This window comes from Kolteria novifilia (genome assembly GCA_007748055.1).
Lineage (GTDB): Bacteria > Planctomycetota > Planctomycetia > Kolteriales > Kolteriaceae > Kolteria > Kolteria novifilia.
Genome location: CP036279.1, coordinates 1,596,456 through 1,623,402, shown reverse-complemented (window position 1 = coordinate 1,623,402; position 26,947 = coordinate 1,596,456). Strand labels below are relative to the sequence as shown.

Sequence of the window (26,947 nt, the reverse complement as noted above, 5' to 3'; positions counted from 1 at the left end):
GGCGCCGGATCGAGCGATCGAACTTCATTCGCATCTCCGCGAACCAGCGACTCCAGTCCCCAACGCGTTCTCGAAATCGCCACCCGACCGACGGAGTCCGCACGGACGCTTGTCCGAACGTCATGTTCAAACCCGCAGCGAAAGTGAAAATGTTGACCGCCGAATTTCAACGAGAAACCGAATCGCTTCTCCAGCAAGTCCGCGAAGGAGACCGACTCGCGCTCAACAAACTGATGGACCGTTCCCGTTCCTACCTCACCCAGGTGATGAAGCTCCAATTTGACCCCGCTCTAAGAAAACGTGTCGACGAATCGGACGTCGTGCAGGAAACGCTCTTGAACGCATGCCATCGGATGCAGGACTTTCTCGACCGCAAGCCCATGCCCTATCTGATCTGGCTGCGAAAGAACGCACAAGAACGGCTGATCATGCAGCGTCGTCGGCATCTTTCCGCGGAAAAGCGAACCCTTCGCGGGGAAATCACGGAGAATTCCTCCATTTTACTCGCGGATTTGCTGCCCGCCGCTAACGATCAGCCACGCCAAGAGTTGGAGCGCAAAGAGTTGATCGCCAAGGTTCGTGACGCATTGACCCAGCTCTCCGAGGATGACCAAGAGATCCTTCTCATGCGGCAAGTCGAAGGGCTCTCCAACTCCGAGGCCGCCAAGGTGCTCGACTTGACCACCTCCGCCGCGAGCAAGCGTTACGGACGGGCGCTGCTTCGACTCCGCCGCGCCGCCCGCAACCTCGGTCTGGGGGAGAGTGCCGTATGAGCGACCTCGGGCCCCCTCCCCGCGACGACTCCCGTGACCCTTTCGACGACTCCGGCCTCGATTCGTTCATCGGCCGTGTCGCCGACGAGTTCCTCGAACTTCAGGAGAAGGGTCGGACTCCCTCCCTCGAGGAGTTCATCAGCCGCTATCCCGAACACGCCGAGGTGCTCCGCGACCTCCTTCCGATGCTGGGAGCCTTTCCCGAGGGCGCGGCCGACGACGACGCCGACCCCTTCAAGGGACTGAAGGTCCCCAAGCGTTTGGGGGACTACCACCTCGTGCGTGAACTTGGCCGGGGGGGAATGGGCATCGTCTACGAGGCGATTCAACTCTCGCTGCGGCGCCGCGTCGCCCTCAAGACGCTCTCGGCCCCGATCGAAACCTCCGAGGCACACCGTCAACGGTTCGAGTCCGAGGCCCGCGCCGCCGCGATGCTCGATCACCCCAACATCGTCCCCGTCTTCGCCAACGGCGAGCAGGACCAGCAGCTCTACTTCGCGATGCAGCTCATCGAGGGCAACTCCCTCGCCGCGCTCGCGAGCCAGGAACGGCGATCGATCGACGCCAACGATCAAGCGAACAGTCTCGCCTCCTCATGGTGGAAGTCGATCGACACGACCGATCGCTATCGGTCGATCGCCTCGCTCGGCAAGCAGATCGCCGAGGCCCTGCACCACGCCCACGAGCGCGGCGTCATCCACCGCGACGTCAAGCCGTCGAACATCATGGTCGATACCAAGGGACACCCCTGGATCACCGACTTCGGCCTCGCCCTGGTCCGCGACGAAGCGACCATCACCAAGACGGGCGAGTTGGTCGGCACCCTCCGCTACATGAGCCCCGAGCAGGTCGTCGACAGCCGACTCATCTCCCACCGTACCGACATCTACTCGCTCGGCGCGACGCTCTACGAACTCTTGGCCAGCCGCTCGGTCATCGATGGCGACAACCCCAAGAGTGTCCTTCACCGCATCCTCGAACACGAGCCACCGCCGCTCCGAACGCTCGACCCGACGCTACCAGTCGATCTGCAGACGATCGTCACCAAGGCGATCCAGAAGGAGGCCCACGAGCGCTACGAGACCGCGGCCGACCTCGCCGCCGATCTCGGTCGCTTCCTGAACCACCTGCCGATCCAAGCCAAGCCCTTGGTCCCAATCGACTACGTCTTCAAATGGGCCCGCCGCAACCGCCGTGTCGTCACCACCGCCGCGAGCCTTCTCGTCACCCTCTTGGTCGTTTCGGTCGTCTCTCTGATCGCGGTATCGACCGCCTACCGTCGAGAACACGACGCCCGCACTAAGCTCGAGACCGCCAATCTCGAGAATCGCCGTCAGCTCTCGCGGATGTATGTCGAGCGTTCCAAGCTCGGCGAGACCGACGACGTGATGAGCGCCCTCCCCTGGCTGGCCGCCGCCCTCAAGCTTGACGAAGGCGATCCCCAGCGCGAGCGCATGTCCCGCATCCGCATGGGCATGGCTCTTCGGGCGTGCCCAAAGCTCGAGCAATTGTGGAAGTTGCCGGAGCGTCCTTCAAGAGTACTTCTCGCACCAAACGCGAGTACTGCCCTGGTTCTGTACCAATCCGGAGGAGCGGAGCTTTGGAACACCAGAACCGCTAGACGCGCAGCACAACGTCAACACTCGGACTCCCGATTCACCGCTGCTGCCTATACCCTCGACGGGAACATGATTGTTACCGGCGACGATAGGGGAGTCGTACATCTTCGGCAATCCTCCGCTTTCTCGACACACACACATACATTCTCTCATTCAGACGCGATCACAAGAATTCTCTGCCACCCGAAGGGACGACTAGTCGCCACCGCAAGTCGAGACGCTTCCTGCATGCTCTGGGACATGTCGAGCAAAGGCCAACACCTCGGCCCCTTCCAGCATGACTCAGAGATCACTGATATATCCTTCGACCCCGATGGCTCCCATATGCTTACCGTAAGCAACGACAAGACGGCTCGTGTCTGGAACATCAACAACGGCACTCCGACGACACACCCCCTACTGCACTCCTCGGCCGTCATCTCAGGCCTGATCAACGCCAGTGCCACTCAGATTGTCACCTCAACGTCCGATTGTGGCGTTCGCATCTGGAACATAGACTCCGAGAGCGTAGTATTCACCGACTCACAATTGGATAGCCCAATCATTTGCTTCGCCTGGAGTTCACAAGGGCGATTCATCGCAGGCGTAGACACACAGTCACAAATGCACGTCTGGGATCTACACTCTGGGATGACACGATCCACCTATAACAACCATTCGCCCTACACTTCGTCGCACAACAACAACACAACCCTTCTACTTTGCCATCCTAGCAACACCATTCTGTCCTGTTCCCGACAGGTGTCGCTTCGACATTTACCAAGCGGTAACGCGGCGATTTCACCGATCTCACGCGTGCTTGATTCACACGCGGTTTGTTCCAACGGTATCCTCCACATCGTCACGATAGACCCTACACTTACGACGAGGTACTGGAGCACCCACGTCCCCTTCCCAAACCAACAATTGTTCCCGAGCAGAAAAGTCACAGCTTCCTGCCCCATTGGCCGTACAAACCGACAAATTATCGCTCTTGATGACAATAGCGTCCACGACGTGGACCTAGTGAGGTGCTCGACTATTTGCTCCTTTCCACGGTCAGCCGACCTCACGGATATCCGAGTATCGACTGACAACTCCACTGTCGCCCTCGTTCATGGCCAACGCAACGTCACCGTTTACAACATTGCCCGCCCGACTCCACACATAGCACGATTGCAATCAAATGAGCCAGTGGTCGACTTACAACTCAGCAACGACACCATCGCTCTACTCGGCAAGAGTGGATCGGTCGAAGTATGGAGTTACAGCGGCCACGCGCCAAAGCGATCTCGCACACTCAGCCATCCATCATCGACTAGCTTCTTACGATTCAACCATTCAGGAGACACTCTGTTACTGGGCTCACCACGAGACGCGGTACTGGTAGATCTCTCAACAGGACTACAGCAGCAGGTCACGGACCGACCCATTTTACAACGCATCCCAAACAGCGTTGTCCAAGGGGATCCTGGCACGCTGCTTGGCGCCAAGGGATTTGAAAGTGTGCATTTCGACACTCTGCCCGGTCTCACCATCCGAACAGCTTCCGCAGAGTGGACCAAGGTTCTGGCAACCCAAGGGAACGGAAGCAAGATGATCACAGCGTCGAACGATGGAGCGGTACGACTATACGACGGACGTTCGAGTGTCAGAGTAGCAGCGAGGCATCCCGAAGGTGCCAGAATTACCTCCGCCACCTTCTCTCAGGACGGATCACTGGTTGCATCCATTTTCTCTGATGGTTACCTTTCCATCAACAGCGTATACACTGGCGAGCGTATCTCCCCTTCGATCGGTGACCGATCGCCTTGCAAGTGCTTCGCCTTCAGCAACGACAACACCCAGTTGACTCTACTCTTGAAAGACGCACACATCACGACTCGGGACTTGTCAGCCGACAGCCGTAACGGCTCACGCTTGCTCGCCTTGTCGGCATCCATGACAGGCAAGAGAGTCGGACAGAAAGGAACACTTGAACCAGTGACGAGCGGAACGCTTCGAACACTTCGGCGAGGATCCGTTGGCGCCGACGAGAACGACCAACGCCGCCAAGAGAGACCCACCGGCATGTTCCCTCAAGAAGACAGCAACGATCCTAAGTCCGAGTGATATTAGTGTACTGTTTGCGAGTTGAGCGAACTCATGCTGGCCGAGAACTCTTACAATGGACATCGAAACACTCGGAATCCATGCTGTTTGCTCCATGTTTCTTCAGCAGCGCATAGATGCGCGGAGCGCCCGCGAGAGATGGGTGAACTCCGAACTTTGCCATCCCAACAAACAAAGTCGCGGGCGACATACGCTCATTCAACTCCCAAACGTTTCACTAGACAGTAAGGTGCACAGAGCGCCGTCCATGAGAACCACAGTTTAGAGACGCCTAAGACGAGGAGACTGACGTGGACTACGTTTCACTATTTGAAAAGTCGTTGACCAGCAACGACGATACGCATCTTGAACGAGGGACCCAGATCATGCAGGGGCTAAGCAAAGCATACGATGGACTGAACGTCGCAAAAGCGCAACGAATGCTTGCTCGGCCCGTCAGCTCGCGGCGAACGTATCTCGCCTACTCCTTTCACGCAGACGCATCATTGACGACTGACTCGATGGTCGCGTTTGTCGTCCTTCGAATCCGGCATAGTGCCAATGGGACTCCAGTAGAGCTTCACGTCGAGATGCTTGGAATTGACAAGAACGAAAGAGTGCGAAGCTCGCCTCGAAAGCAGCGCACAATTCTCGACCATGTGATCCGGCGTTGCGGTAACTCGATGAGAGCATTGGAACTTGACCGATTGTCCGCATGGGTACCACACAGATCAGGCATGGCGCCCATACCACCTCTCCGAACGGGACCCAACCACTACAACGACACGAACATAGAGCACTTTCTTCATCACTACTTGCTCAACAGAGCGAGAAGCGGGAACAGCCATGACCACAACTCACCCTCTGCGTGCATACGGATTCTGTACGAGAACAACCGTACGAGAAGCGATGGCTCAGAGGACGGCTCAATCGATGTAACCTTCACCATACTGAGTTGCTAACCTTGACTTTTCCGCGACCTAACTACCAGGAGCACTACCATGTCTGCCGGATTCTTGTTGAGCTTTGACAACCAGTCTAGGACTGCGAACTCAATTAACTTCGACATTATTTTGACGGCGCAGAACGGATACAAAGGGACAGTTCTATTCACGTTCTTGGCGAAGCCCCAGGGCCTGAGCGTCCAACCTACTCAGGTGTTCCCAGATGACTCCGATGATACTGACGAGTACGTCCCACAAGACGAGGATGCGACACAGACTACAAGTATCTCTTATGGATTGCCCTCATCTACGACCGGTTGGGACCTCGCGGTCGTTGGCATTGATAGCGTCGACTCGAGTATTACCAGCACAAATCAAACGCCAATAGCCAACTTGTGAAACGAAGAGTCTACGAAATTGCGCCGCTAGAGACACTCGAACAGAGCATCAGTCAGTTGTCGTGACTCTTAGAACCGAGGACGCTTGCTGGCCAACACTGTTCTGCTCCCCGTACGGAGGGCTGTTTGAACTTCCAGTATACGCAAACGGCTTTCGGCTATCCCACTGCCTCTTGGGAATGATGTAACCGATTTCGTCGTTGGCCAGGCCGAAGAGCATCCATCTTCGGTCTGGCATTTCTTTTGCCAAGGGAGGCTCGATGGGGGCGTCGGGAAAGTCCAAGCGCAAATCGGGTGGATCGACGACCCCGCCATAGACCAACTCGGGATGAATCTCGCCGGGAATGAGAAGAATGCGCAGTTGGCCAAGCTGAAGCCAGCCGGCTTCGGTCTCGATCGCGATCAAGCTGCCCGTTTGGCGACTTGGGACCTGGCGTCCAAGCTCGGAAGAATCCCCCGTCCAAAGATAGATGGGCCTCTCCAGCAAACCGATCGACAGGGCGCCGATAAACTTGGGGTTCGTGAGAGGAAGCGAACGACGCTTCACCACCGGCTTCATCGGCATGAGTTTGATCGGTTCGCTTTCGGCGAGCGCCTTTCGTGCGAGCGAAGTGACCGCCTTGCCGTACTCGGCCATTCCCTCTTCAATCGTGAGCGACTCTGACCCGCTCCGTTCCCGTAGGGGACGAAGATTCGGCATCATCAACCCGCCCGTCGCTCCGACAAAGAATAGCCCGGGGCAGCCGTATTCTTTTTGTAGTTCCGCCAGGAGGGTCGCGGGGTAGTCGGCGCTGAGGAAGCTCGAGCGGGCACTGGTGCATTCGGGATGGGCGCCCCATTGGACGACGATCGCGAGCGGCTGGTTCGTCTTGGCGTGGCGGAACATCAGGGTGCGGAGGATGTCGTCGTACACGTAAGGGGGCCTGGGGTCGTAAAGGAGCGACTTGTCCTGGGCGGTGCCGAAGGAGGCGGTGGCGGGGTTGGTGCTGCTTCGGGCGGAGGTGACGGCGGCGACGATCTTGTCCTCGATCAAGCGGACGTACGCGGGATCCTTGCCCGACTCACGTCGCGAGGGTCCCCAGAGCCCGATGACGTCGGGGGTTGAGTGGGAGTGCGTGCTCGCGACCATCACGTAGTCGAGTTCCGGCAAGCGCTTGCGAACTCGTTTGGTCACGTCGTATTGCAGGCCGATCGAGTCGACCGAAACCAGCGCGATCTCCTGGTCGCCATCCTTGAGAACCAGAGCGCGGGCGTAGAGCGGGTCGAGCACCTTCGTCGCCCGCCGTTCGAGGCCATTGCCCGCGATCCAGACCGGGCGATCCCCTGAAAGAGTCGGCGTGATGTCCTCGGCGGCAAACCCGACCTCGAGCGTTTCGGCGGCGGCCCCAGCACTTGGAGAGAGCAGCCCCCCGGCGAGAAAACTCCAAAGACAGTAGCGCAGGGCAGTTCGTCGGAACGAGGTGTCGCCGAGCATGCATCCGTCCCATGGGGAATCTAGTCGATCACACGCTCCGGTGGGCCAATTCGACCAAGTTGGGCGTCCGCCTAGAAATCGGAGACGATCTCATTGCCGTTGATGGAGTTGATGAAGATCCACACTTCTCCATCAATGTTACTCGAAATGAAGCGGGCCGATCCATCGACAAATGCCGCGTTGACGCCGCCGGGATGACGGCTGCGGGCTCCCGCGAAGGAATTCTTGTCACTGTTTACCGAGTAACAAAGAAGATCCGGGGGATTGTTGTCGCAGAAGAACGATCGCGGCATGCCGTCCCCGGCGCCCGTGGCCTCTCCATAGAAATCTTCGGTGCCGTTGGGTGTGTACCGGGTCATGAACGTTCCGGCTCCCGGCGCGGAGACCCACGCGAATCCGCGTAAGTCGTTCTCGCCGCCCTGAATCACCTCGGAATAGCAGACCGTCTTCGACGTGCCATCGGTGAACGCCGCCAAGGGGACGGGCAAGTGCCCGAGCGCGGAATCGAGGTTCGGCGTGAAGTCGCTATCCTGTCCCCAATCGGTGTTCCCCCAGGAGCCAGCGTAGTTGCAGCGTGAGAAGGGAATCGAGGCGACGGCACTGAGTCCCGCGGCCCCGGCGTACGTCGGATCGAGCTTGAAGACAACGTCCCCATCGGAAGGGCAAAGGAAGTTGCTGAGAGCCTTCTGCATAAGGGTGTAGTTGGCATTGATCCCCGCGACGTTGTAGGGACCGCCCACAGGGCGTGCTCCGAAGGTGCCTGTCTCGTAGTTGAATGCCTCGGCCGCCGCCAAGCCGTCCATGTAGGGAAAAAGAAACGGCAACCAGGTCGTCTCCATCCCACCATGAAGGATATCGGCGGTGTTCGAGGTGATCGGCTCCGCGTGCGTCGTGATCCGCCCGGGAACGTAGAAGCCGTGTGAGGACTCGTAGTTCTGGGCCGCGAGGGCGATCTGCTTGATGTTGTTGAGGCACGAGGCACGCCGGGCCGCCTCACGAGCCTGTTGAATCGCCGGAAGCAGCAAGGCCACGAGGAGTCCAATGATGGCGATGACCACCAGAAGCTCGATCAGCGTGAATGCACGGACGCGGCAGTGGGTTGTTCGCATCGTAGCATGCCCTCATCTCAACACCAGTAACGGACGCACCAACCCTACTTTTTAAACAACAACTGGGAGGATACGCCCCTCATCTACTCAGCCTAGTGAGATTCAATCTTGATGAACTCACCCATCCGACTCAATCCGCGTAACCGCCGTTTCAAATAGTATAGCGAACGCCGCGCTATTCCCACTGCCGGTGACTCTCGGAAGGTGCTTCCGTCGCTCCGACGCGAAGGAAACGATCGAGGGGGGGAGAGGTTTTAAAAATCTATCGGGTGAGCATCAGACTGGCGCAGAACCCCACCAGGACGGAGACAGTGACGCCAATGGCGCCGAAGAGGAGGAAGGAGAGTTGCGTTGTCATCGCGAGGGTCGCAACGACGGCAAAGCTCGCGGCCCACCCGATGAGCGCACCGCGAGCGTTGCTCCGTCTGGTGAAAATCGCGAGCACGAAGAGCCCCGCCAACCCACCACCGGCGAAGCCCAACACCAATTGGAACATATCGAAGAGCGAAGCGACGTGGCTGCTGGCCATCCAGAGCGCCGCCCCGGTCCCTAGCACGCCGAGCAACAACGTCAGCCCACGAGCGAGGTTTAGGTAGAACAACTCGTCACGCTCCGGATAGCGTCGACGAACGAAGTCGGTGGTGATCACCGTGGCAACCGAGTTGAGGCTGCTGTCGAGCGTCGACATGGACGCCGCGAAGACCGCGGCGATGACGAGCCCGGCAATCCCGGTGGGCATTCGTTGGACGATGAACCAGGGGAGCATGGCATCGATCGGCAAGTGAGGATTCAACTCCGAGGGGAACTTCGAATAGTAGACGTAGAGGGCCGTTCCGAGGCCGAAGAAGAGAATCGTCGCGGGGATCGTCAGCACAGCGTTCGTCCAGATCGAACGGGCGGCGGCGCTTTCGGTCGGCGTCGTCAGGTAGCGTTGGACAACGGCTTGATCCGATGTGTAGGGAATCAGGGGATTGAAAAAGGCCGCGATCGCGACAATCCAAAACGCGGTGCCGGCATCGCTCGTCGTCCAATGCACTAGCCGCAGCTTCTCCGATTGCTGGGCATCGGCGACAAGTGCGAACGGGCCGCCGACATCGAAGGCGATGAGCAGGAGAGCCAATAGCGCCCCACCCAAGAGAACGAAGACTTGCAGCACGTCCGTCCAGACGACGGCCTCGATGCCGCCGAGGTAGGTGTAGATCGTTGCGAGAACCCCCATCACGATGATCGAGAGCCACACATTCAGCCCGATCGCCGCGGAGAGGGCCAGCGCCGGCAAGTAGAGGACAACTCCCATGCGCCCTAGTTGCATGAGTGTGAACGTCCCCCCAGCCGCCCACCGCACCCCGACGCTAAAACGTTGCTCGAGGTACTCGTAGGCCGTCGTGACATTCTGTCGTCGAAAGTGCGGCAGGTAGAACCAGACAACCAGCGGAGCGACGAGGAGGATTCCCCCGTTGAGCAGAGCGAAGGTCCAATCCTCGGCATAGGCCTTCGCGGGCACCGCCATGAACGTGATGGCGCTAAGCTGGGTCCCGAAGATACTCAGGCCCGCCGCCCACCAGGGAATTCGACGCCCCGCGAGGAAAAAGTCCTCGGTACTATGCTCGCGGCGGGAGAAATAGACGCCGACACCGACAATCGCCAGCAAGTAGAGACAAAGAGAAAAGTAGTCCCAGAAACCAAAGCGGGTCCTGCGTAGCGGCGTGGCGACGTGGATGATGCTCGAGCGGACACCGGGGCGAACCTCGCCACTGGGTAGCACGAGACGGCCGTTCCACATGACCGCTGGCGTGGTCACCGGCGGTGCGATGTTCCGTGAAGGATCGCGGGGAAGTGAACCGATCGTTCGCCAGGAATTGGTCACTGTCTCGAAGGCGAGAATGTCCTGGGAGAAGCCGGGGTGTCGGTCTGCCAGTTCCTCGACGCGAGCGGCATGGGCGCCAGTGTCCCCCCCAAGCACGAGGAGATGGGTCTGGCCAATGGCCGGCGCGGGGTTGGGGGAAGCGACCGCGGGCTGGGGTAGCGGAGCAATCGGCGACCAGCCGTCGCCGGGGCGGTAGCGAAAGGCGTCGGTCAGGTACTCGCGAACGGGGGAGCCATCGCGGCCGGCGACGAGATCGACCCCGCTGCCGAGAATGATCGCTCCTGCCTGGGCGCCCATCGCCGCCAACATGCGTGGAGGACCCGGCCAAGGTTCCAATTCGCGCCAGGTTCCTTCGCGCAGGTCAAAGGCCAGGAAGCGGTGCTCGGGTTTGTTCGCGTTCGGCTTGGTAAGCCCTCCCGCCACGTAGATGACACCATCGAGGATAGCTCCCGAGGCGAAGGCCAACGGAATCGGAAGCGGGGGAAGCTCCTCGACAACGAGTCGCGTGCCATCCCAACGATACCGGCGCACATCGGTGACGTGTTCGTCCGCGTCCCCGCCACCGATGCAGATCACTCCCTCGGGGGTGGTGAGGGAGAGCCCGTAGGCCAGCGGCTTCGGCAACGTTTGCTCGAGCCGTTTCCACGACCCGTCGGGACGCTCCAAGAGATAGATGTCATCGTGCCAGACTTTCCGATACCCATCCCATGGACGCCCGTCGGGGAAGTTGGCTCCTCCCGCAACGAGCAGCGCGTCGCCGGTCACGCCAGCGAACGGCCCCGCGACCCCAACCGTGTTGGGAAACGCGTCCAACTCTCCCCAGGAGTAGGGGTTGCCGACAGCGCTGGACTCCCGCGGCGCATCCGACGGCGCCGAGGCACAAATGAGAAGGAGGGTGATAACCCGCCCACAAACCATCTCCAGATCCCCTACGAGTCGGCGGAAGCCAGTCCTTGACACCAGTCGAACAGACCAACCTCCGCGAGTTCCTCGCGAATGATGGGCCACTGCTCTCCCGAAGGCATTCGCAGTGGCAACCGCGTCGGCCCGCAGTCGACGGTCAGCTCGTTGATCGCCAGCTTGATGGCCCCAAGTCCGCCGTGGCGAATCAAGACGTGGATCATGGAGGTCGCCACTTGCTGCAACCGGCGCGCCTCTTCCAAGTCGCCTTCCTGGAACGCTTGAACGACGCTCAAGAAGAGTGGCGCGGCGAAGTTGTAGGTGCTACCGATCGCCATCGTCGCGCCGGCGAGAACGCCAGAAAGCAGCATCTCGTCGACGCCGAACGCGACCGTCTTCTCTCCGGCCTCGGCGAGGCCCAACTGAAACAGGTCCACCGCGGGCGAGGTGAACTTGACCCCCGCGAACCCATCGATGGTGTCGTCCGCGCGCCCGATCAATTCGACGATGTCGACCGGGACGCCGGTCAAGTGGGGGATGTGGTAGTAGTAGATCGGGAGTCCTTTGCCGGCGGATGCGACACATCGCAAGCACTCGAGGACCGCGTCCAAGGAGTTCGGCTTGAAGTAGCAGGGGGGCAGCATCGCGATCGCATCGGCACCCGCCAGCTTCGCGTGCGTCGCGAGTCCACAAGCCTCGGCCAAGGAGTTGTGGCCGACATGAACCGTGACGGGAATACGGCCATCAGACGAACGGACGAACTCCTCGGCCAACGACTGTCGCTCGGACGTCGTGAGCGACATGCACTCTCCCGTCGTGCCAAGCGCGAACAGGCCGGTCACTCCCGACTCGACGAGGTGATCGACGAGCGGCCGAACCATCTCCAAGTTGATGGCGCCGTTCTCGGCCAGCGGAGACGGCGCGGCGGCAATCAGATCGAACGATGCGGACAACGTAGGTACTCCCGTGGAGCGATCGGCTCCACCATTGCAAAATCTCGCCAGCGGGGCTGAACGAGCAACCATGCCGGAGCGATCGCGACGATCCCGCTCCGACCCAATAGACGGGATACGCTCAGCGCGAACCAGCGCCTCGCGACTCGAGTGACTCGATCGGAATCCGGACGAAGCGAATCTCCTCGTACGGTTTCTGTCCTCCCTCGTAGAGACAGCCGATCGTCCCATCGGGAAGCTTGGCCAAGCAGGAATAGGCGGCGTGCCCCGGATCGACCACCAGCTCTTTCGGCCAGGTCCGGCCATCGTCCTCGCTCGCCCGGAGGGTGAGCCCCACGCGTTTCTTGGGGTGCGCGGGATTCGAGAAGAGCAATCGGCCAGGGTTCTCGCCTTTCGGCCAATCGTAGCGAATGATACTCGCTTGGCAGACCGGTTCGACGAGCGTCTTGTCGTGGCGAATCGGCCCCCAGGTCTGACCGCCGTCCTCGCTGGTCGCAACCCCTCGCGAACTCTTCTTCGCGTAGGACCGCATGTTCATCTGAAGGGTGCCCTGGCCGTCGGCCAGCTCGACGACTTGGCATTCGTTCATTGCCGGCTGGATGGGGGCTCCGAGCCGCCACGTCTTGCCATGATCGTCACTGTAGATCGCGTGCGAACCGAAGCCGGGCTTGACCTCGGCGCTGCCGGGCGTCGTGTCAAAGCTGTGGTCGCACGGAATGACCAAGCGTCCCTTGTGCGAACCATGCTCGACCTGGATACCGACTCCCGGTCCGGTCGCGTACCACCCCCAACCGGGATCCTTCGTGCTCTTGGTGATTTCGACCGGTTCGCTCCAACTCTTTCCGCTGTCATCACTATGACAGACCCAGACCGTGCGGGTTCCCTTGGCTGTTCCGGTCTTGATCTTTCCCTCATGATCGGCCCCGAGGTTGTGGGTCAACAGGAGCCAGATCCGTCCGGTGGACTGATCGACGACGGGGCAGGGATTGCCACAGGTGTTGGGTCCCTCGTCCCAAATGACCTCCTGGTCGGACCAATGGCGCCCGCCGTCGGTCGATCGCTTGACGACCAAGTCGATGTCGCCCGCGTCACGCATGTTGTTCTTGCGGCCCTCGCAGAACGCGAGCAGCGATCCATCGGGAGCGACGAGAAGTGACGGAATTCGGTAGGTGTGGTAGTCGTTCATCCCCTTCTTCCAGACGGTGACCGGCTTCTCCATGCCGGCCGCCTCGGCGGCCGTGAGACTCGCGAACGTCAGGATGGCTCCCGCTAGAAACGTCATTGAGCTGATCTCCTTGCTGATGAACTGTCGTTGAAACACTCATTGCCTGCCGGACGCTATCGCGCCTTGGCCGTTGACCGCTGGTCCTCGGCGACCTCGACGTCAATGGTCGTCGCCTCCGCGGGCAGATCGACCGTTCGAGCGTAAGGGGCGAAGAGCGCCTTGCCCTGTGGCGCCTCCTCGCTGACGGCGACTCCGTCGTATCCCTCGACCCGCAGCCGATGGGCGCCGCCCACCACTCCCTTGCCGCCGTCGGCGGTATCGAAACGGCCGTTCTTGATCGGTGCGAAGCCTTGCGGCCCCCGGTTGTCCTTCGACGTATCGGGGTCGAAGTAGACCCAACCGCTCGGCACCGGCTGTCCTTGGTGTGACACGCGCCCGGAGACACGGTAGCGCGTCGGTCCCTCGGCACCGGAACAACCGCCAATCAGTCCGGCGAGAGACAACGAGATCCAGAGCTTGTTCATGGCCTTCATCGGTGTTCCCTCAAGTCATCTCTCACGGTGCGTCGAGAAGTTCGCCACCATCGCGACTCGCGCCCGCCTTGAAGACCGCCAAGTCGATGTTCTCGGACACGAAGGTCGTGGCGCCGTCACACATCAGGAAGTGAGCGCCGCCGGGATGGAGACTCGAGAAGGGAATGTCGTTGAAGATGCTGCCAAAGGGAGAGTTGATCCCGTTGGAGATGTTCTTGCAACTCGACATCCCGTCGAACGCGGGAGAAAAGGCGATCCCTCGAGCCCAACTCGCCCCGTCTCCGGATCCCTCGGAGAGTTCTCCGAGCAGGTAGGTCCGCGTCGTTCCGTCGAGGATCTCGCTGATCCCCGATCCCCGATTTTTTCCCATCACTCCCTGGAGGGCGAACCCGCCGTGAGTCGCGGGACTGTTGTCGTGGCGGTACGCCGTCCCGTCGGGGGCGGTTCCCTTGGGACCGGCGACACCGTAGTAGTGCGAGGTGTAGGTCTTTCGCCCATCGCTGAGGGTGCTGCTCCCATGGGTCGCCAGTTCATTGGGGGAAGTGGGACAGAGGAACATCGGGATCCGCACGAGGGCATGGACATTCTTGTCGGGGCCCTCGTTGTTGGGAGCTCCGTTAAAGGAGCCCGAAGCGAAGCTGAACCTATCGAAGAGCGCCTGACGGTCGATGTAGGGGAGGATCGAAACGTTCCAGGAAAGCCCGGTCGAAGTAAGGGTCCCCGGTGGAAAGAGTCCCTGGGAATCGTGGTAGTTGGCGAACGCGATCCCCAACTGTCTTAGGTTGTTGGTGCACTGGGCTCGTCGAGCAGCCTCGCGGGCTTGTTGCACCGCGGGCAAGAGCAGACTCACCAGCACGCCGATGATCGCGATCACCACCAACAACTCGACCAACGTGAACGCCATTCGCCTCGACTCGATTCCTCGCATGTCACTACCCCTTTTTGCGACCTCGGCCCGCCGCGAGCGGCAGAAGCGCGACGTCGATCACCATGTGGTTGGGATCCGGATACTCCCCTCGCGAAAGGTCGTGAAGCATTCGGCCAATGATCGCGCCTTGTTGCTCGTAGCCCACCAGTGGTGTCGTGCACGGGTAGAGCGGCGCTACCCCATCGGAGGCGTAATAGTCGGCGGCGAAGATCTCAAGGTCGCGCGGCACCCGTAGCTTCAGGTCGCGTGCCACCCGGCTGGCGACGTCGGCGGCGAAAACCGGACGGCAAAGAAGAGCCGTCGGCGGGCGCCTCACCTTCAGCAGGGACTGAATCGTCGGCGCCAGCAGCGACTCCTCGTGGGCGACGCTCCGAACCGTCAACGCGTCGATCGGCAAGCCCGCGTCACTCAACGACGACTGCACCCCGTCGAGAAAGAGATTGTCGCCCGACCCCCAAAGGTCGCGCATCAGCACCGCGACGCGCTGGTGCCCTTGCGTGACGATCTCGTCGGCGAGCAATCGCCCCATCTTCCGTTGATCGCGATCGACCCAACAGAGGTTCTCGACGTCGGGATGAAGACTGCCGGATACGACGATCGGCAGATGACTCTCGGAAGCGTAACGCTGTAGTTCCGGACTACTCACGAACAGGACGGCTCCGGATGGTTTGGGAAGCGCGGGCGACTCGAAGAGACGCTTGACGAACTCGACCTGATGATCCGCGGGCAGCAGCGTGTACTGAATCGCCGCCTCCGGCCATTCACGCGACAGCCCGAGAATCATCGGACCCAAAAACTGTTGGCACGAGCGGAGCGAACGGCGAGGAATCAGCAGGTGCAAGCAGGCCAACCCAGGCGACTCGTCCGCTTCGAAACGATCACCGACAAACGTCCCCGCCCGTCGTTCCCGCGTCAGAATCCCTTGTCGAGCGAGAACCTGCATCGCACGATTGGCGGTCATGGCGCTGACGCCGAGAAGTTCCCCCACCTCCCTGGCGGTAAGATACCTATCGCCGGGAAGCACTCCACGCTCGCGCATGTCGCGAAGAACCCGGCCGGCCAACTGTTTCGCGCTCGGCGCCGCGATGCCACTCTCGGTCATCCAGTCACTCTCTCCCTCTCGACGAAGACCCGTTCTCAGGGCTTTGTCAGTTGAAAGTCTTGCCGCATCGAGGTAGCTCCCTTCTCGACGACGACTTCGAGGTTCGAGCGTTCATTGAACTCCGCGGGCACGTACTGCTCGCGCGCCTCGATCTCCAAGTCGTCACCGGGATCCTTTGGAAGCTCCCGATAGCCCATGATCTCGACCCGATAGGTCCCGACCGGAACCCCGCCCTTGTTGGTCACCTCGTAGAGTCCGTCGGCGATGAGCGCTCCGGCGACGGGAGCGACGGTCCCCTTGATCGGCACGAACCGGAGTTCGCCCTCGGCGATCGGTTCGTCGCCGAAGGCCACATTCCCCCGCACGCGAACGCGCTCGAACCCGTCGGCGCGACCCCCGCACCCCACGAGCAACGGCGAACAAGCCACGAGCCCCCAGACCAGCCTCACCCCAAGGTTCATCGGTCAGCCCCTCTCGAGCGTACCCCGCCAAGCGGTCGTACGAACTCACAATATATCACTTAACACCAACTAACACCACGCCCGTAATGTTTCAGCGCGGATCGGTCAACCGCGCTCCCAGGAAGGCGAGGCCTCTAGAAACCCTGGTTGATGACTTCGTTGCCGGCGCGGGTCGTCAGCGCCTCGAGCATGCCGATGTCGATGCTGTCGGAAACGAATTGCACGCTTCCGTCCCCAAGCAGGAAGTGCGCCCCGCCGGGATGGTAGCTCGAGAATTCCTGCCGGGCGAAGTTCCACACCCCGCCGCCGGGAAGCGTGTTCGGGCCGTTGATCCCGCCAGCGGTGTCAAAATGGTTGACGACCGACCAGTAGTTGCCGTCGTAGGACCCCGGCGAGGAGCCGGTCACCTCGCCCACCATCAAGGTGTTCTTGCTGCCGTCGGCGATGTCGCCGAGGGAAGTGCTGGAGTTGTTGAACAAGACGCCGTCGCCGTCGGTGCGTCCCCAACTCGAGGCGCACTCCCAGGTCCGCGAGTCGGCAACACCCGCCATGTTCGTGCGCCCGAGGTCATCCTTGTTGCTCGGGCCGCCGTTGTTGATCGCCCCGGTGCGGTTGCAGCGAGGATCGCGTTGCGGATCGCTAGGACAGAGGAAGACGCCCACGCTCGCCCCGACGGCGTCAATCGCCTTTGACGGGGAGACGTTGTAATTGATGGAGAAATTGATCTTCTCGTAGGTCGCGGTCCTGTCGAGAAAAGGTAGCAGGTGGGCTCCCCAGGCGAAGCGATAGACCTGGGAGACGCTCCATTCACTGCCGCTACAGCCCCGGCCCGAATCGCGATGATCCGAGAGCGGAAAGAGACCGTAGCTGGCGTGATAGCTGTGCAGCGCCACCCCGATCTGCTTGAAATTATTCTTGCAGCGAATCCGCCGCGCCGCCTCTCGGGCCTGCTGGACCGCCGGCAAGAGCAAGGCGACCAAGACGCCGATGATGGCGATCACGACCAAGAGTTCGACCAGCGTGAACCCCGCCCAACGACGCAACGGCTCTTTCGACATGACGTGCTCCCCTATTCCCCGACGTGACATGAAGATCGCCCAGTCCCGCGTGCCAGGCCCACATTGGCACGCGGCGAGATGCCGAATCACGGTCTGCCCGACCCATGCGAGATCGAACCCGACCGCTTGTCCCCCACGCGATCGCTCGCCTGGGGGCTCGCGTCCGACCGCGTTTCCCCGCGCGGCGGACGATCTTGGCATCACCTTGGACGTGATCAGAAATGTAACACTAAATTCGTTTAGTATCAATTAAAAGAGAAAGTTGATGATTCTTGTCAGAAAGCATTGCATCGTGCGGAAAGGACGTCTTAGATGGCGTTTGGTCGACACCCCACTTCCCTCATGGGGCGGGAAGAGATGTCACCATGATGGCACCGCGATTGACCGGACGTACGCTTGCGTCCTTTCGACCTCCCTCCGGACCCGCTGGCGTGTGCCCAACGAACCTCAAGCAATGGGACCCTGACCAATGACGACCGACCTCAACCAACGCGTGAAGCGGCGAACGTTCCTGCTGGGCGCTGGAGCCGCCGCTCTCGCCTCGTCCGGCATCCGGCCCTTGAGAGCGGAACCCGGCGGCGCCCGCGACCTGATCGACCGTATCTCGCAATCGGTGATCTTCTCCGGCCGAACGGCGGTGGATGGAATGCGAGCTCGCTGGTTTCACCCTCGTGGCTGCGCCATTCCGGCGAAGCATCGACCGCTCGTCCTCATGACGCTCCAGGAGATCTCCGGCAGCGACATCTTCGGTCCGGTCCATGTCACCGACAGCGATGATCTCGGCGAGACGTGGACCCAACCGGCGCCGATTCCGGGGATGGGTCGCCAACAACTTGGCGACGGCCTGGAGATGGGCCTCTGCGACACGGTCCCGGAGTATCACGCCCCGACCGACACCGTGCTCGCGCTGGCGTGGAACGTCTACTACAAGAACAAGCGCCTCCACTCCACGGAGAAGGATCGCTGGGTCGTCTACAACGTCCGTTCGCGCGACGGACAGTGGACGCCGCCGAAGCGCCTCGAGTGGAACGATCCGCGCGCGAGCCGCATGTACGGCTCGAACTGTTCCCAACGCTTGGTCTTGCCCGACGGCGACGTCCTTATCCCGATGACCTACGCGCCGATCGGCCAACCCTACCGCTCGGTCACGACGGTTCGCGCCTCCTTCGACGGCAAGAATCTACAGATCAGGGAGGTGGGCAACGAACTAATCAACTCGGCCAAGCGGGGACTGCTCGAGCCATCGGTCGGAGCCTTTGGCGGCCGCTACTTCATGACCATCCGCGCCGAGGATGGACGGGGCTACGTCAGTCAGTCGAAGGATGGGCTTCGTTGGAAACCGCAAGTGGCGTGGGCGTGGGACGACGGAGAACCGCTGACGATGTCGACGACCCAGCAGCACTGGCTCGCCCACTCCGACGCTCTCTATCTCGTCTATACGAGGCGTGATCCTTCCAACATCAACGTGATGCGTTGGCGGGCGCCGATCTACATGGCCCAAGTCGACCCCGAGTCGTTGCGGCTGATTCGCGACACCGAACGGATCGTGGTCCCCATGAAAGGCGATGGCGTCAACCATCCCAAGGACGTCGCTCGGCTAGGCAACTTCCATCCCATCGCCATCACGCCGAAGGAGTCGTGGGTCACGGTCTCCGAAACGCTCCATCACCACGGCTGGCATGGCGATACGATCCTCGCGCGGATCGACTGGGCGCGTCCCAACCAGATGGTCACTCCGACGACGTAAGCGGCGACGAGGGAAAGCACCCATTCGTTCCTCCCGGAATGGGAGTCCAAGCGGGCTACTTCCGCTTCTTCCGGGGAGGAACGACGACCGGGCTTTCCGGATCGTAGATCGGCGAGTCGAACTCCTTGATATCCGCCGGCTTGACACCACGGCGATGACCGCCGAAGCGAAACGTCACCGGGTGATACTCCCCAACGAAGTCGACGTTCATGTTCGGGGTGATGCTCGCTTCATCCCCGATGGCCCACAGCGTCGCGTTGACGAGCATCCGACGAAAGTCCTCGTCGAGGATGTCCTCCGACGCGCCGTAGGTCGTGGTGAAGACTCTCCCCTTCGTTCCATCCTTCCCTGAGTAGGTTCGCACCCACGCCCCCGGACAGGGCGACTTGTCGGGTGCCGGCGACGCGGTCGGCTTCATGCTTTCGAGCGGCTGAGCCATCGCGAGCACGACACTGTCCTCCATCGGCTCGGTCCAATATCCGCCCGCTTGAACCCAAGGACGTTCGACGCCCCGGAGGATCGGGTGCGACTTGGCACTCGGGACCGGATCGAGCCGCGTGCTCATGACGTGGTTCTTCCCATAGTGTCCCGACCAACTCTCGCCGAGCACCTGACGTCCGAAGCCTCGCGAGTAGTCGTCGCCAGGGTACTGAAAGTCGAAACGAGCGAAGGGCGAGTCCTTGGGAATCTTGAACGCGTGCGTCGCGGTCCGCAAGCCGACCACCGGGCCGCCACGTTCGAGGTAGTCGACGATCGGCTGCATCTGATCGGCGGGAAGGTTCTTAAAGCGAAGGAAAATGACCGCGAGATCGGCCGAGTCGAGCGTTTTCGTTCCCGGCATGTTGTCGGCGGCGGGATCGATCTCCCCCGTATTCGGATCGACCGTGAAGAGGACGGTACATTTGTAACCATAGCGTTTCGCGAGAATACGGGCCAACGCGGGCAACGTCTCTTCCGAACGGTACTCGTGATCGCCCGCGAGAAAGACGATGTGCTTGCCGACCCCGGGACCGGACGCCCCCTCGTACACCAGCGGTTCCGCACTCGCCGCTTGGCAAAGACAGAGAACGATCCCAATCGCCCAGGTTGCGTGACGAACCATGTTTTCTCCTAAAGCGCTTCCGAAGGTAGGTGTGCTGTCATCCGTGGATGGTGGCCATCATCACACGAATCGCGGCGTCCGTCCACGCGAATGGAGAAACGAGTCGATGGGGGAAAGAGCCAAGGCTTCGTGCTGCGACAAGAGCGCCCCGGCAACCACCCCGTCGGAAAGGTGGCGGAGTCTAACGGTCGCCAACCTTCTTCTTGGCCGGGCGATGACCACCTCGAGACTGCGGCGTCCACTCGATGAGTTCCGACTCATAGCGTGGCCATTCCCACACCGGCCAGACGGGACTGTCCTGGGTGACGTCCGCGTACATCGCGGTCAGCTTCGCCGCCAGTTCCCGCAACCGCTCGGGCTCATCGGCGGCGAGATCGTGCTCCTCGGCGATGTCCTCGCGAAGGTTGTAGAGCTCAAACCCCATCGGTTTGGCCTTCGTCAACGCCTCGATGTCTTCCTCGGTGATCCCGCCACTCGGCTTGAGATCACCGGTCGACAGGCGAGCGAGAACCTTCCAGTCGCCCTCGCGCAGAGCCACCTTCGGAGAACTCTTCGCCCGCCAGAAGTGCCAATAGAGCGGCGTCGATCGCTCAATGGGCTCTCCCTCGAAGAGGGGTGTCAGATCGGTGCCGTCGATCGCCCGATCTCTGGGGGGTTCGGTTCCGGTGACCGCACAAAGAGTCGGCAAGACGTCGACACCACACACCGGCTCCTCGCTGACCGTGCCTGGCTCGATCCGGCCGGGCCACCGCACGATCCCCGGAACGCGAATCCCGCCTTCGTAGACGTGGCCCTTCTTCTTCTGGAGCGGCCCCGTCGATCCGTGCGGATGCCGTCCGGTGATGGCCGGCCCGTTGTCACTGGTGAAGATCACGAGCGTATCGTTGGCGAGGTCCTCATCCTCAAGCGCTTTAAACAAGCGTCCCAGGGCATCGTCGAGCTGGGTCACGTTGCCGTGGTAGGCGGAATAGCTCGCATCCTCCGAGGGATAAAGCTCGCGGTACTTCGGGGCGGTCGCGATCGGTTCGTGGGGTTCGTGAAAACACGCGAAGAGAAAGAACGGCTTCTCTTTGTCGCGACGGTGTTCAATCCAATCGATCGCCTCGTCGACGACCAGATGAGCGGAGTAGCCTTCGAGCTGTCCCACCGGCTTGCTGTTGCGGACAAAATTGGCCGGGTCATGATGGTTGGGCAGCGCGTTGTTCTGCGTCGAGAACCAGTGCGAGAACCCATGATCGTGAGGCTGCGGCTGACCCGTCAGGTTGAACATCCCGTTGAGGTGCCACTTGCCGACGTGGCAAGTGTCGTATCCCCCCGTCCGGAGAAGGGTCGCGATCGTCACCTCGTCGCGCGGCACGTGCATCGGCGAGAACATCGGAATCCAGTTGTGAACCCCGACCCGTGTCGGCGTCCTTCCGGTCATTAAGCCGGTACGCGCGGGGGAGCAATTGGGCGCGGCGGCGTAGCAATCGGTGAACCGCATCCCCTGGGAGGCAAAGCGGTCGAGGTTGGGCGTTCGCGTGATCGTGTTGCCATAGCAGCCGAGGTCGCCGTAGCCGAGATCGTCGGCAAGCGCCAGGATGATGTTGGGGCGTTCCGCCGCCAACGCCGCGAAAGGCACGACAAAGAAAAAGACTATGGCGAGCAGCGACAGTCGACGCGGGAAGCTGGTCCTCATCGCGAGTCCTCAAGAGTGAAGATCATTGGTGGTGGAAAGAGTCACGGTGGGTCGAAGAGAACACCTGAGAGAACCCATTGTGCCCGCTAGAGAGGCCCCGCGTCCAAGAATTGCCGGCGATAAACGCAAAGATCCGCGAGGGAGATGTTGCCGCCGCAAAGAAGAACGACGACCTTCTCCGACTCGCCGAAAGAGTCGGCTTGCAACCGCGCCGCGGCGAGCGAACAGGCGGCGGCGGGCTCGACAAGTTGCTTGGTCCGCTCTAAGAGAAACTCGAGCGCCGCCATTGCGGCGGCGTCGTCGACCACCACGACGTCGTCGACGAGCTTCTCGACATGGTTCAGCGTGAAGGCGCTGACGCGGGGGGCGCCCAAGGTCCGCGCGATGGAGGTGATCGCCGGCAATTCGATCAGCTCGCCCGCCGCTCGGCTCTTCGCCATGGTGTCGGCGCCGCGCGTCTCGACGCCGATGATCTTCGTGGTCGGCGAGAGCGCTCGAATCGCGGCCGCGATGCCCGCGATCAACCCGCCTCCACCGATGCTGACATAGACGCGGCTCACGTCGGGGACATCGTCGAGGATTTCGAGTCCCACGGTCCCCTGCCCCGCCGCGATCAATGGGTCGTCGAAGGGATGGACCGGAGTGAGCCCCGACGACGCGCGTTTCGCCATCTGGGCGAACGCGTCGGCGATATCTTCGCAAAGAACGATCGTCGCTCCATAGCCACGAGTCGCGTCGAGATAGTTCGCCGAGGTTCCACGCGGCATGCAGATGGTCGAGGCGATCCCGAGCGAGCTCGCGGCGAAGGCGAGACCTTGAGCGTGGTTGCCACCGCTGGCCGCGACCACCCCTCGTTCGCGCTCGAATGCCGTCAGCGAAAGCAGTTTGTGGAACGCGCCGCGCGGCTTGAACGATCCGGTCCGTTGCAGGTGTTCGTGTTTGAGGTAGGTCCTCACACCAAGGTCGTCGCTGACCGAACGTGAGTGGAGGGTCGGTGTCCGATAGAGCCGCCCCCCGATGCTCGCCCGAGCCGCGCTAACTTGATCGAGCGACAATAACTGCATCGGCTGCGAGAGATTGACCCCGCTCATACCATGATGTCCTCGACGACGCGACCGTGGACATCGGTCAGTCGGAAATCGCGACCGTTGTGACGGTAAGTCAGCTTGGTGTGTTCGAGTCCCAGCAGATGCAGCATCGTCGCGTGCAAGTCGTGGATGTGAACCTTATCCCTCACCGCGTAGTAGCCGTACTCGTCGGTCTCGCCGTAGCGCATCCCGCCTTTGACGCCGCCGCCGGCGAGCCACATCGTGAAGCCCTCGGGGTTGTGGTCGCGGCCTTCCTTGCCCTTCGTGGCTCCCTGAATCGTCGGGGTTCGGCCGAACTCGCCCCCCCAGAGAACGAGCGTGTCGTCGAGCAAGCCTCGCGCCTTGAGATCCTTGAGCAGGCCGGCGATCGGTTTGTCGACCTCCTTGGCATTCTTCGTGTGACCTTCGACAAGCGAGCCGTGCTGGTCCCATTGCACCTTGGTGTCGCTATGCGTCACTTGAATGAAACGAACGCCCCGCTCGGCAAACCGCCGAGCCATGAGGCACTGGCGCCCGAAGTCGGCCGTGATCGGATCATCGAGCCCGTAGAGCGACTGAACGACGTCGCTCTCCCTGGAGAGATCTTGGATCTCGGGCATCGACGTCTGCATGCGAAACGCGAGCTCGAAACTGGCGATCCGCCCCTCAAGTTGTTGTTCGATCGGCGACGGGGGTCGCGTCTGGTTCATCTCGGCGAGCAAGTCGAGTTGCAGTCGCTGCTCGGCGCGGGAGAGCCGTCCATTTTGGATGTGGTGGACGACGGCCTGCTTGGAGGGAATCGACGCGTTGCCGATCGGTGTGCCCTGATGGGGAGCGGGCAGGAACGCCGAACTCCAGTTGTTGACGCCGCCGTGAGCCAGCGTCGGACAGATCGTGATGAACGAGGGCAGATTCTGGTTCTCGGTCCCCAAGCCGTAGCTGACCCACGATCCCATACTCGGTCGGACGAAGGTGTCGCTGCCGGTATGAAGCTTGAGAGCCGCGCCGCCGTGAGCGGGGTTGGTCCCATGGAGCGAGTTGATGACACAGAGATCGTCGGCGCACTCGGCGACATGGGGAAAGAGCTCACTGACCGGTAGGCCCGACTCGCCCCGCTGCTTGAACTTCCAGGGCGACTTCATCAGGTTGCCGGTCTGCGCGAAAGTGACTCGCGGCTTGTCGAAGGGAAGCGGCTTTCCATCATCCCGATCGAGCATCGGCTTGGGGTCAAAGGTGTCGACGTGCGACGGCCCCCCCTTCATGAACAGGAAGATCACCCGCTTGGCGCGAGGCGCGAAGTGAGGCGTCCTCGCGGCCAGCGGCCCTTCTTCCTTCGTCGCCAGTGTTTCGGCCCGCGCTTCATCCGCGAGCAACGCCGACAGGGCCAGACCGCCGAACCCGACCGATCCGAGCTGCAGCATCCGGCGGCGGCTAAAGGGCATCTCTCTCTCGCCGAGCATCGGTCTCTCCGTCGTCCTAGGGGACATAAACGAACTCATTGCTTACCAAGAGCACCTGTCCGAGAGCGACCCAGGCGCGTTTGGGAACCGGTCTCGGCTCCGCGCTTGCCGCCTGGGGCATCGCCTCGCGGAAGCGATCGAGGAATCGCAGCGACCGAGCGATCTCCTCCGCGGTGGCGTGACGGCCGAAGGCGATGCGGTAGGCTCGATCGACCCGCTCGGCATCGGGGCGGGGCCCTTCCTCAATGAGTCGCTCCGCGAAGGCCTCCGCGGAGTCGGACACCTCGTCGCTGTTCATCAACAGCAGGGCCTGGGGGGCGACCGTCGTCGTGTTGCGATCCCCGGAGACGTTGGCGGGATCCGGGAAGTCGAACTGCTGAAAGAAATCGTAAACGTGATTGCGAATGACCGGCAGATAGACCGAACGCCGGCGATCGGCGTAGTCGGTCATGTCCATCGACGTATGGTTGAAGACGAGATCCCGATTCGGCATGTCGCACGCTGGCCCACCCATCGTCGGTTCGAGCAGCCCCGACACCGCGAGCAAGCTGTCACGCATCTGCTCGGCGCTGAGCCGCTGCACCGGGGCACGCGAGTAGAGCCGATTGTCCGGGTCGCGGCGAAGCGTCTCGTCGCTGGCGTGGGAGGACATCTGGTAGACGCGGGAGCGCATGATCTCGCGATGGAGTTGTTTGATCGACCAGCCCTCCTCGATCAGTCGCACCGCAAGCCAGTCGAGAAGCTCCGGATGCGAGGGAACTTCCCCTAGCTTGCCGAAGTTGTCGGTCGTCTTGACCAGACCACGACCGAAGTGCCAACGCCAAAGGCGATTGGCAAGGACGCGCGCCGTCAGCGGATGGTCGGGAGCCGTCAGCCATCGGGCGAGTTCTAGTCGTCCGCTCGACTTCTCTTGCACCTCGACCGGGCTCCGCGTGAGCACGACTGGGAAGCCGCGCGGAACCTCGTCGCCCAGCGTCAGATGGCTACCACGCCGATGGACACGGACATTCGCGATCGTTCCCTCGCGCACCCCCATCGCCGAGGGCGTCTGATCGCGCAGTTTGTTGAGCCGTCGGACTTCGGCTTTGAGCGCCGCGATCTCCTTTGGTTCGGCGTTGGCGAGCTTGTCGTGAAGGATCGCAATGCGAGCATCGAGTTCCTCGATGAGTTCGCGTTCCTCCCCTTCGGCCAACCCATGCTCCCACCAACGGGAGATGATCACACCGTTGATGTCGTGTTCCATGGTTTGCGTGCTGCGGAAGATCCCGGCGAGCGAGTAGTAGTCGCGCGTCGAGATCGGGTCGAACTTGTGATCGTGACAACGAGCGCATCCGATGGTCAGCCCGATCACCGATCGTCCCAACGTCCGGATCTGTTCGTCGACGATATCCATCGCGAGCTTGGTCTTGTCGGGCTCCGCGAGAACCTTTGCCCCGAGTGAGAGAAAGCCGGTCGCGATCAACTGCCGCTGGCGGGTCTCGTCGTCCGCGTAGGGAAGCAAGTCTCCCGCGATCTGCTCGATCAGGAATTCGTCGAACGGCTTGTCCTCGTTGAACGAATCGATGACGTAGTCGCGGTAGCGCCACGCATGGGCGAAGCCGGCGTTCTCGTCGAGCCCATTGGAATCGGCGTAACGCACGACATCGAGCCAATGACGTCCCCAGCGTTCACCGTAGCGGGGCGAGGCGAGCAGATCCTCGATCACGCGATCGAACGCCTCGTCAGAGGAATCGGCCAAAAAGGCGTCGACCTCTTCTGGCGCCGGCGGCAATCCGACCAGATCGAAGTAGGCGCGACGGATCAGATCGCGGCGATCCGCGGGGGCGGCCGGGACGACGTCCTCCGCTTCCATCTTCGCAAGCAGGAAGTGGTCGATCGGGGTTCGAGGCCAGTCCTCTCTCGCGACCGCTGGCACGCGTCGCTTCTCCGGAGAGCGGAAGGCCCAGAACGCTCGGCCCGCCTCGACATCGATCGACTTCTCTTCGCTGACGGGCGCGGGCTGGTCGCGTGGATCCTTGGCACCCCGCCGAATCCACTCCTCGAGATGAGCGATCTCCGTCGCGCTGAGCTTGTCCTCGGGAGGCATCTTCAGCTCGGAATCGGTGTAGCGGACCGCTCGCATGAGCAGGCTCTTCTCGGGATGACTCGGAACGATCGCCGGCCCGCCGGTTCCCCCCTTGCTCCAACCCTCGCGCCGATCGAGCAGGAGCTCACCGGCCATCTCCCCCGAATCCTCGGAGTGGCAATCGTAGCAGTGAGTGATCAACAGCGGACGAATGTGCTGTTCGAAGAACGTGACGTCATCGTCGGAGAGTGGTTTCTCGCTGCCCGACGCCGGCGCGAGCGGCAGGCAACCCAGCAGCGCCATCACGACGATCCCACGAGACATCCCCCAGAAACCGGCGAGCGTGAGCGAATCTCCGCGAGTCCGCGAGCAGCGAGTCATGACCTGACCTCATCGTGCGGCGTCTGGCGACGC

The 26,947-nt window shown here is 61.6% G+C and carries 18 protein-coding genes; 3 read left to right on the top strand and 15 right to left on the bottom strand.

What is annotated here, in order from left to right; translation table 11 throughout:
* Positions 1 to 149: 149 nt before the first annotated feature.
* Both Pan216_RS06010 and Pan216_RS06005 read left to right on the top strand, forming a co-directional pair.
* Positions 150 to 773: a sigma-70 family RNA polymerase sigma factor gene (locus Pan216_RS06010; RefSeq protein ID WP_419193314.1), complete on the top strand. Its 624-nt coding sequence runs from the start codon at positions 150 to 152 to the stop codon at positions 771 to 773.
* Positions 770 to 4,483, top strand: a complete 3,714-nt coding sequence (locus Pan216_RS06005) for a WD40 repeat domain-containing serine/threonine-protein kinase (protein ID WP_145256198.1) — start codon at positions 770 to 772, stop codon at positions 4,481 to 4,483. The genes Pan216_RS06010 and Pan216_RS06005 overlap by 4 nt, the downstream gene beginning before the upstream one ends.
* A 1,370-nt stretch (positions 4,484 to 5,853) precedes the next feature.
* Here Pan216_RS06005 and Pan216_RS06000 read toward each other — a convergent pair.
* The 10 genes from Pan216_RS06000 to Pan216_RS05955 form a co-directional block, all read right to left on the bottom strand.
* The gene (locus tag Pan216_RS06000) at positions 5,854 to 7,278 is read right to left on the bottom strand and encodes a hypothetical protein (protein WP_145256195.1); all 1,425 of its coding nucleotides are present in this window, start codon (positions 7,276 to 7,278) and stop codon (positions 5,854 to 5,856) included.
* Between the two features lie 71 nt (positions 7,279 to 7,349).
* Positions 7,350 to 8,387, bottom strand: coding sequence for a DUF1559 domain-containing protein (locus Pan216_RS05995; RefSeq protein ID WP_145263696.1), 1,038 nt, complete (start codon positions 8,385 to 8,387; stop codon positions 7,350 to 7,352).
* A gap of 262 nt (positions 8,388 to 8,649) precedes the next feature.
* Entirely contained in the window at positions 8,650 to 11,172 is a 2,523-nt protein-coding gene (locus Pan216_RS05990) for a sodium:solute symporter family protein (RefSeq protein ID WP_145256192.1), read from the bottom strand.
* Between the two features lie 11 nt (positions 11,173 to 11,183).
* A complete protein-coding gene (locus Pan216_RS05985) occupies positions 11,184 to 12,107 on the bottom strand; it encodes a dihydrodipicolinate synthase family protein (RefSeq protein ID WP_419193313.1) in 924 nt (307 codons plus the stop codon).
* 121 nt (positions 12,108 to 12,228) lie between these two features.
* Positions 12,229 to 13,389 (bottom strand): sialidase family protein, encoded by a 1,161-nt coding sequence (locus Pan216_RS05980; protein WP_145256186.1) that lies wholly within the window; start codon positions 13,387 to 13,389, stop codon positions 12,229 to 12,231.
* Positions 13,390 to 13,445: 56 nt separating this feature from the next.
* Positions 13,446 to 13,865: a hypothetical protein gene (locus Pan216_RS05975; RefSeq protein WP_145256183.1), complete on the bottom strand. Its 420-nt coding sequence runs from the start codon at positions 13,863 to 13,865 to the stop codon at positions 13,446 to 13,448.
* Between the two features lie 22 nt (positions 13,866 to 13,887).
* Positions 13,888 to 14,769: a DUF1559 domain-containing protein gene (locus Pan216_RS05970; RefSeq protein ID WP_419193312.1), complete on the bottom strand. Its 882-nt coding sequence runs from the start codon at positions 14,767 to 14,769 to the stop codon at positions 13,888 to 13,890.
* A gap of 28 nt (positions 14,770 to 14,797) precedes the next feature.
* Positions 14,798 to 15,895, bottom strand: a complete 1,098-nt coding sequence (locus tag Pan216_RS05965; RefSeq protein ID WP_145256180.1) for a substrate-binding domain-containing protein — start codon at positions 15,893 to 15,895, stop codon at positions 14,798 to 14,800.
* 35 nt (positions 15,896 to 15,930) lie between these two features.
* Positions 15,931 to 16,260 carry a hypothetical protein gene (locus Pan216_RS05960; RefSeq protein WP_145256177.1) on the bottom strand — a complete coding sequence of 110 codons (330 nt, stop codon included), beginning with the start codon at positions 16,258 to 16,260 and terminating at the stop codon, positions 15,931 to 15,933.
* Between the two features lie 230 nt (positions 16,261 to 16,490).
* Complete coding sequence (locus Pan216_RS05955; RefSeq protein ID WP_419193311.1) at positions 16,491 to 17,414, bottom strand: DUF1559 domain-containing protein; 924 nt, start codon at positions 17,412 to 17,414, stop codon at positions 16,491 to 16,493.
* A gap of 469 nt (positions 17,415 to 17,883) precedes the next feature.
* Here Pan216_RS05955 and Pan216_RS05950 point away from each other — a divergent pair, with 469 nt between their 5' ends.
* Complete coding sequence (locus tag Pan216_RS05950) at positions 17,884 to 19,161, top strand: sialidase family protein (protein WP_145256174.1); 1,278 nt, start codon at positions 17,884 to 17,886, stop codon at positions 19,159 to 19,161.
* 55 nt (positions 19,162 to 19,216) lie between these two features.
* Here the strand turns inward: Pan216_RS05950 and Pan216_RS05945 are convergent, their stop codons facing one another.
* The 5 genes from Pan216_RS05945 to Pan216_RS05925 form a co-directional block, all read right to left on the bottom strand.
* On the bottom strand, positions 19,217 to 20,263 hold the full coding sequence (locus Pan216_RS05945) for a ThuA domain-containing protein (RefSeq protein ID WP_145256171.1): 1,047 nt from the start codon (positions 20,261 to 20,263) through the stop codon (positions 19,217 to 19,219).
* A 181-nt stretch (positions 20,264 to 20,444) separates the two neighbouring features.
* On the bottom strand, positions 20,445 to 21,941 hold the full coding sequence (locus tag Pan216_RS05940) for a sulfatase (protein WP_145256168.1): 1,497 nt from the start codon (positions 21,939 to 21,941) through the stop codon (positions 20,445 to 20,447).
* A gap of 86 nt (positions 21,942 to 22,027) precedes the next feature.
* Positions 22,028 to 23,032 carry a threonine ammonia-lyase gene (locus Pan216_RS05935; protein WP_145256165.1) on the bottom strand — a complete coding sequence of 335 codons (1,005 nt, stop codon included), beginning with the start codon at positions 23,030 to 23,032 and terminating at the stop codon, positions 22,028 to 22,030.
* Positions 23,029 to 24,450, bottom strand: a complete 1,422-nt coding sequence (locus tag Pan216_RS05930; RefSeq protein WP_145263686.1) for a DUF1501 domain-containing protein — start codon at positions 24,448 to 24,450, stop codon at positions 23,029 to 23,031. The genes Pan216_RS05935 and Pan216_RS05930 overlap by 4 nt, the downstream gene beginning before the upstream one ends.
* A 34-nt stretch (positions 24,451 to 24,484) precedes the next feature.
* Positions 24,485 to 26,914, bottom strand: a complete 2,430-nt coding sequence (locus tag Pan216_RS05925) for a PSD1 and planctomycete cytochrome C domain-containing protein (RefSeq protein ID WP_419193310.1) — start codon at positions 26,912 to 26,914, stop codon at positions 24,485 to 24,487.
* Between the last annotated feature and the right edge of the window lie 33 nt (positions 26,915 to 26,947).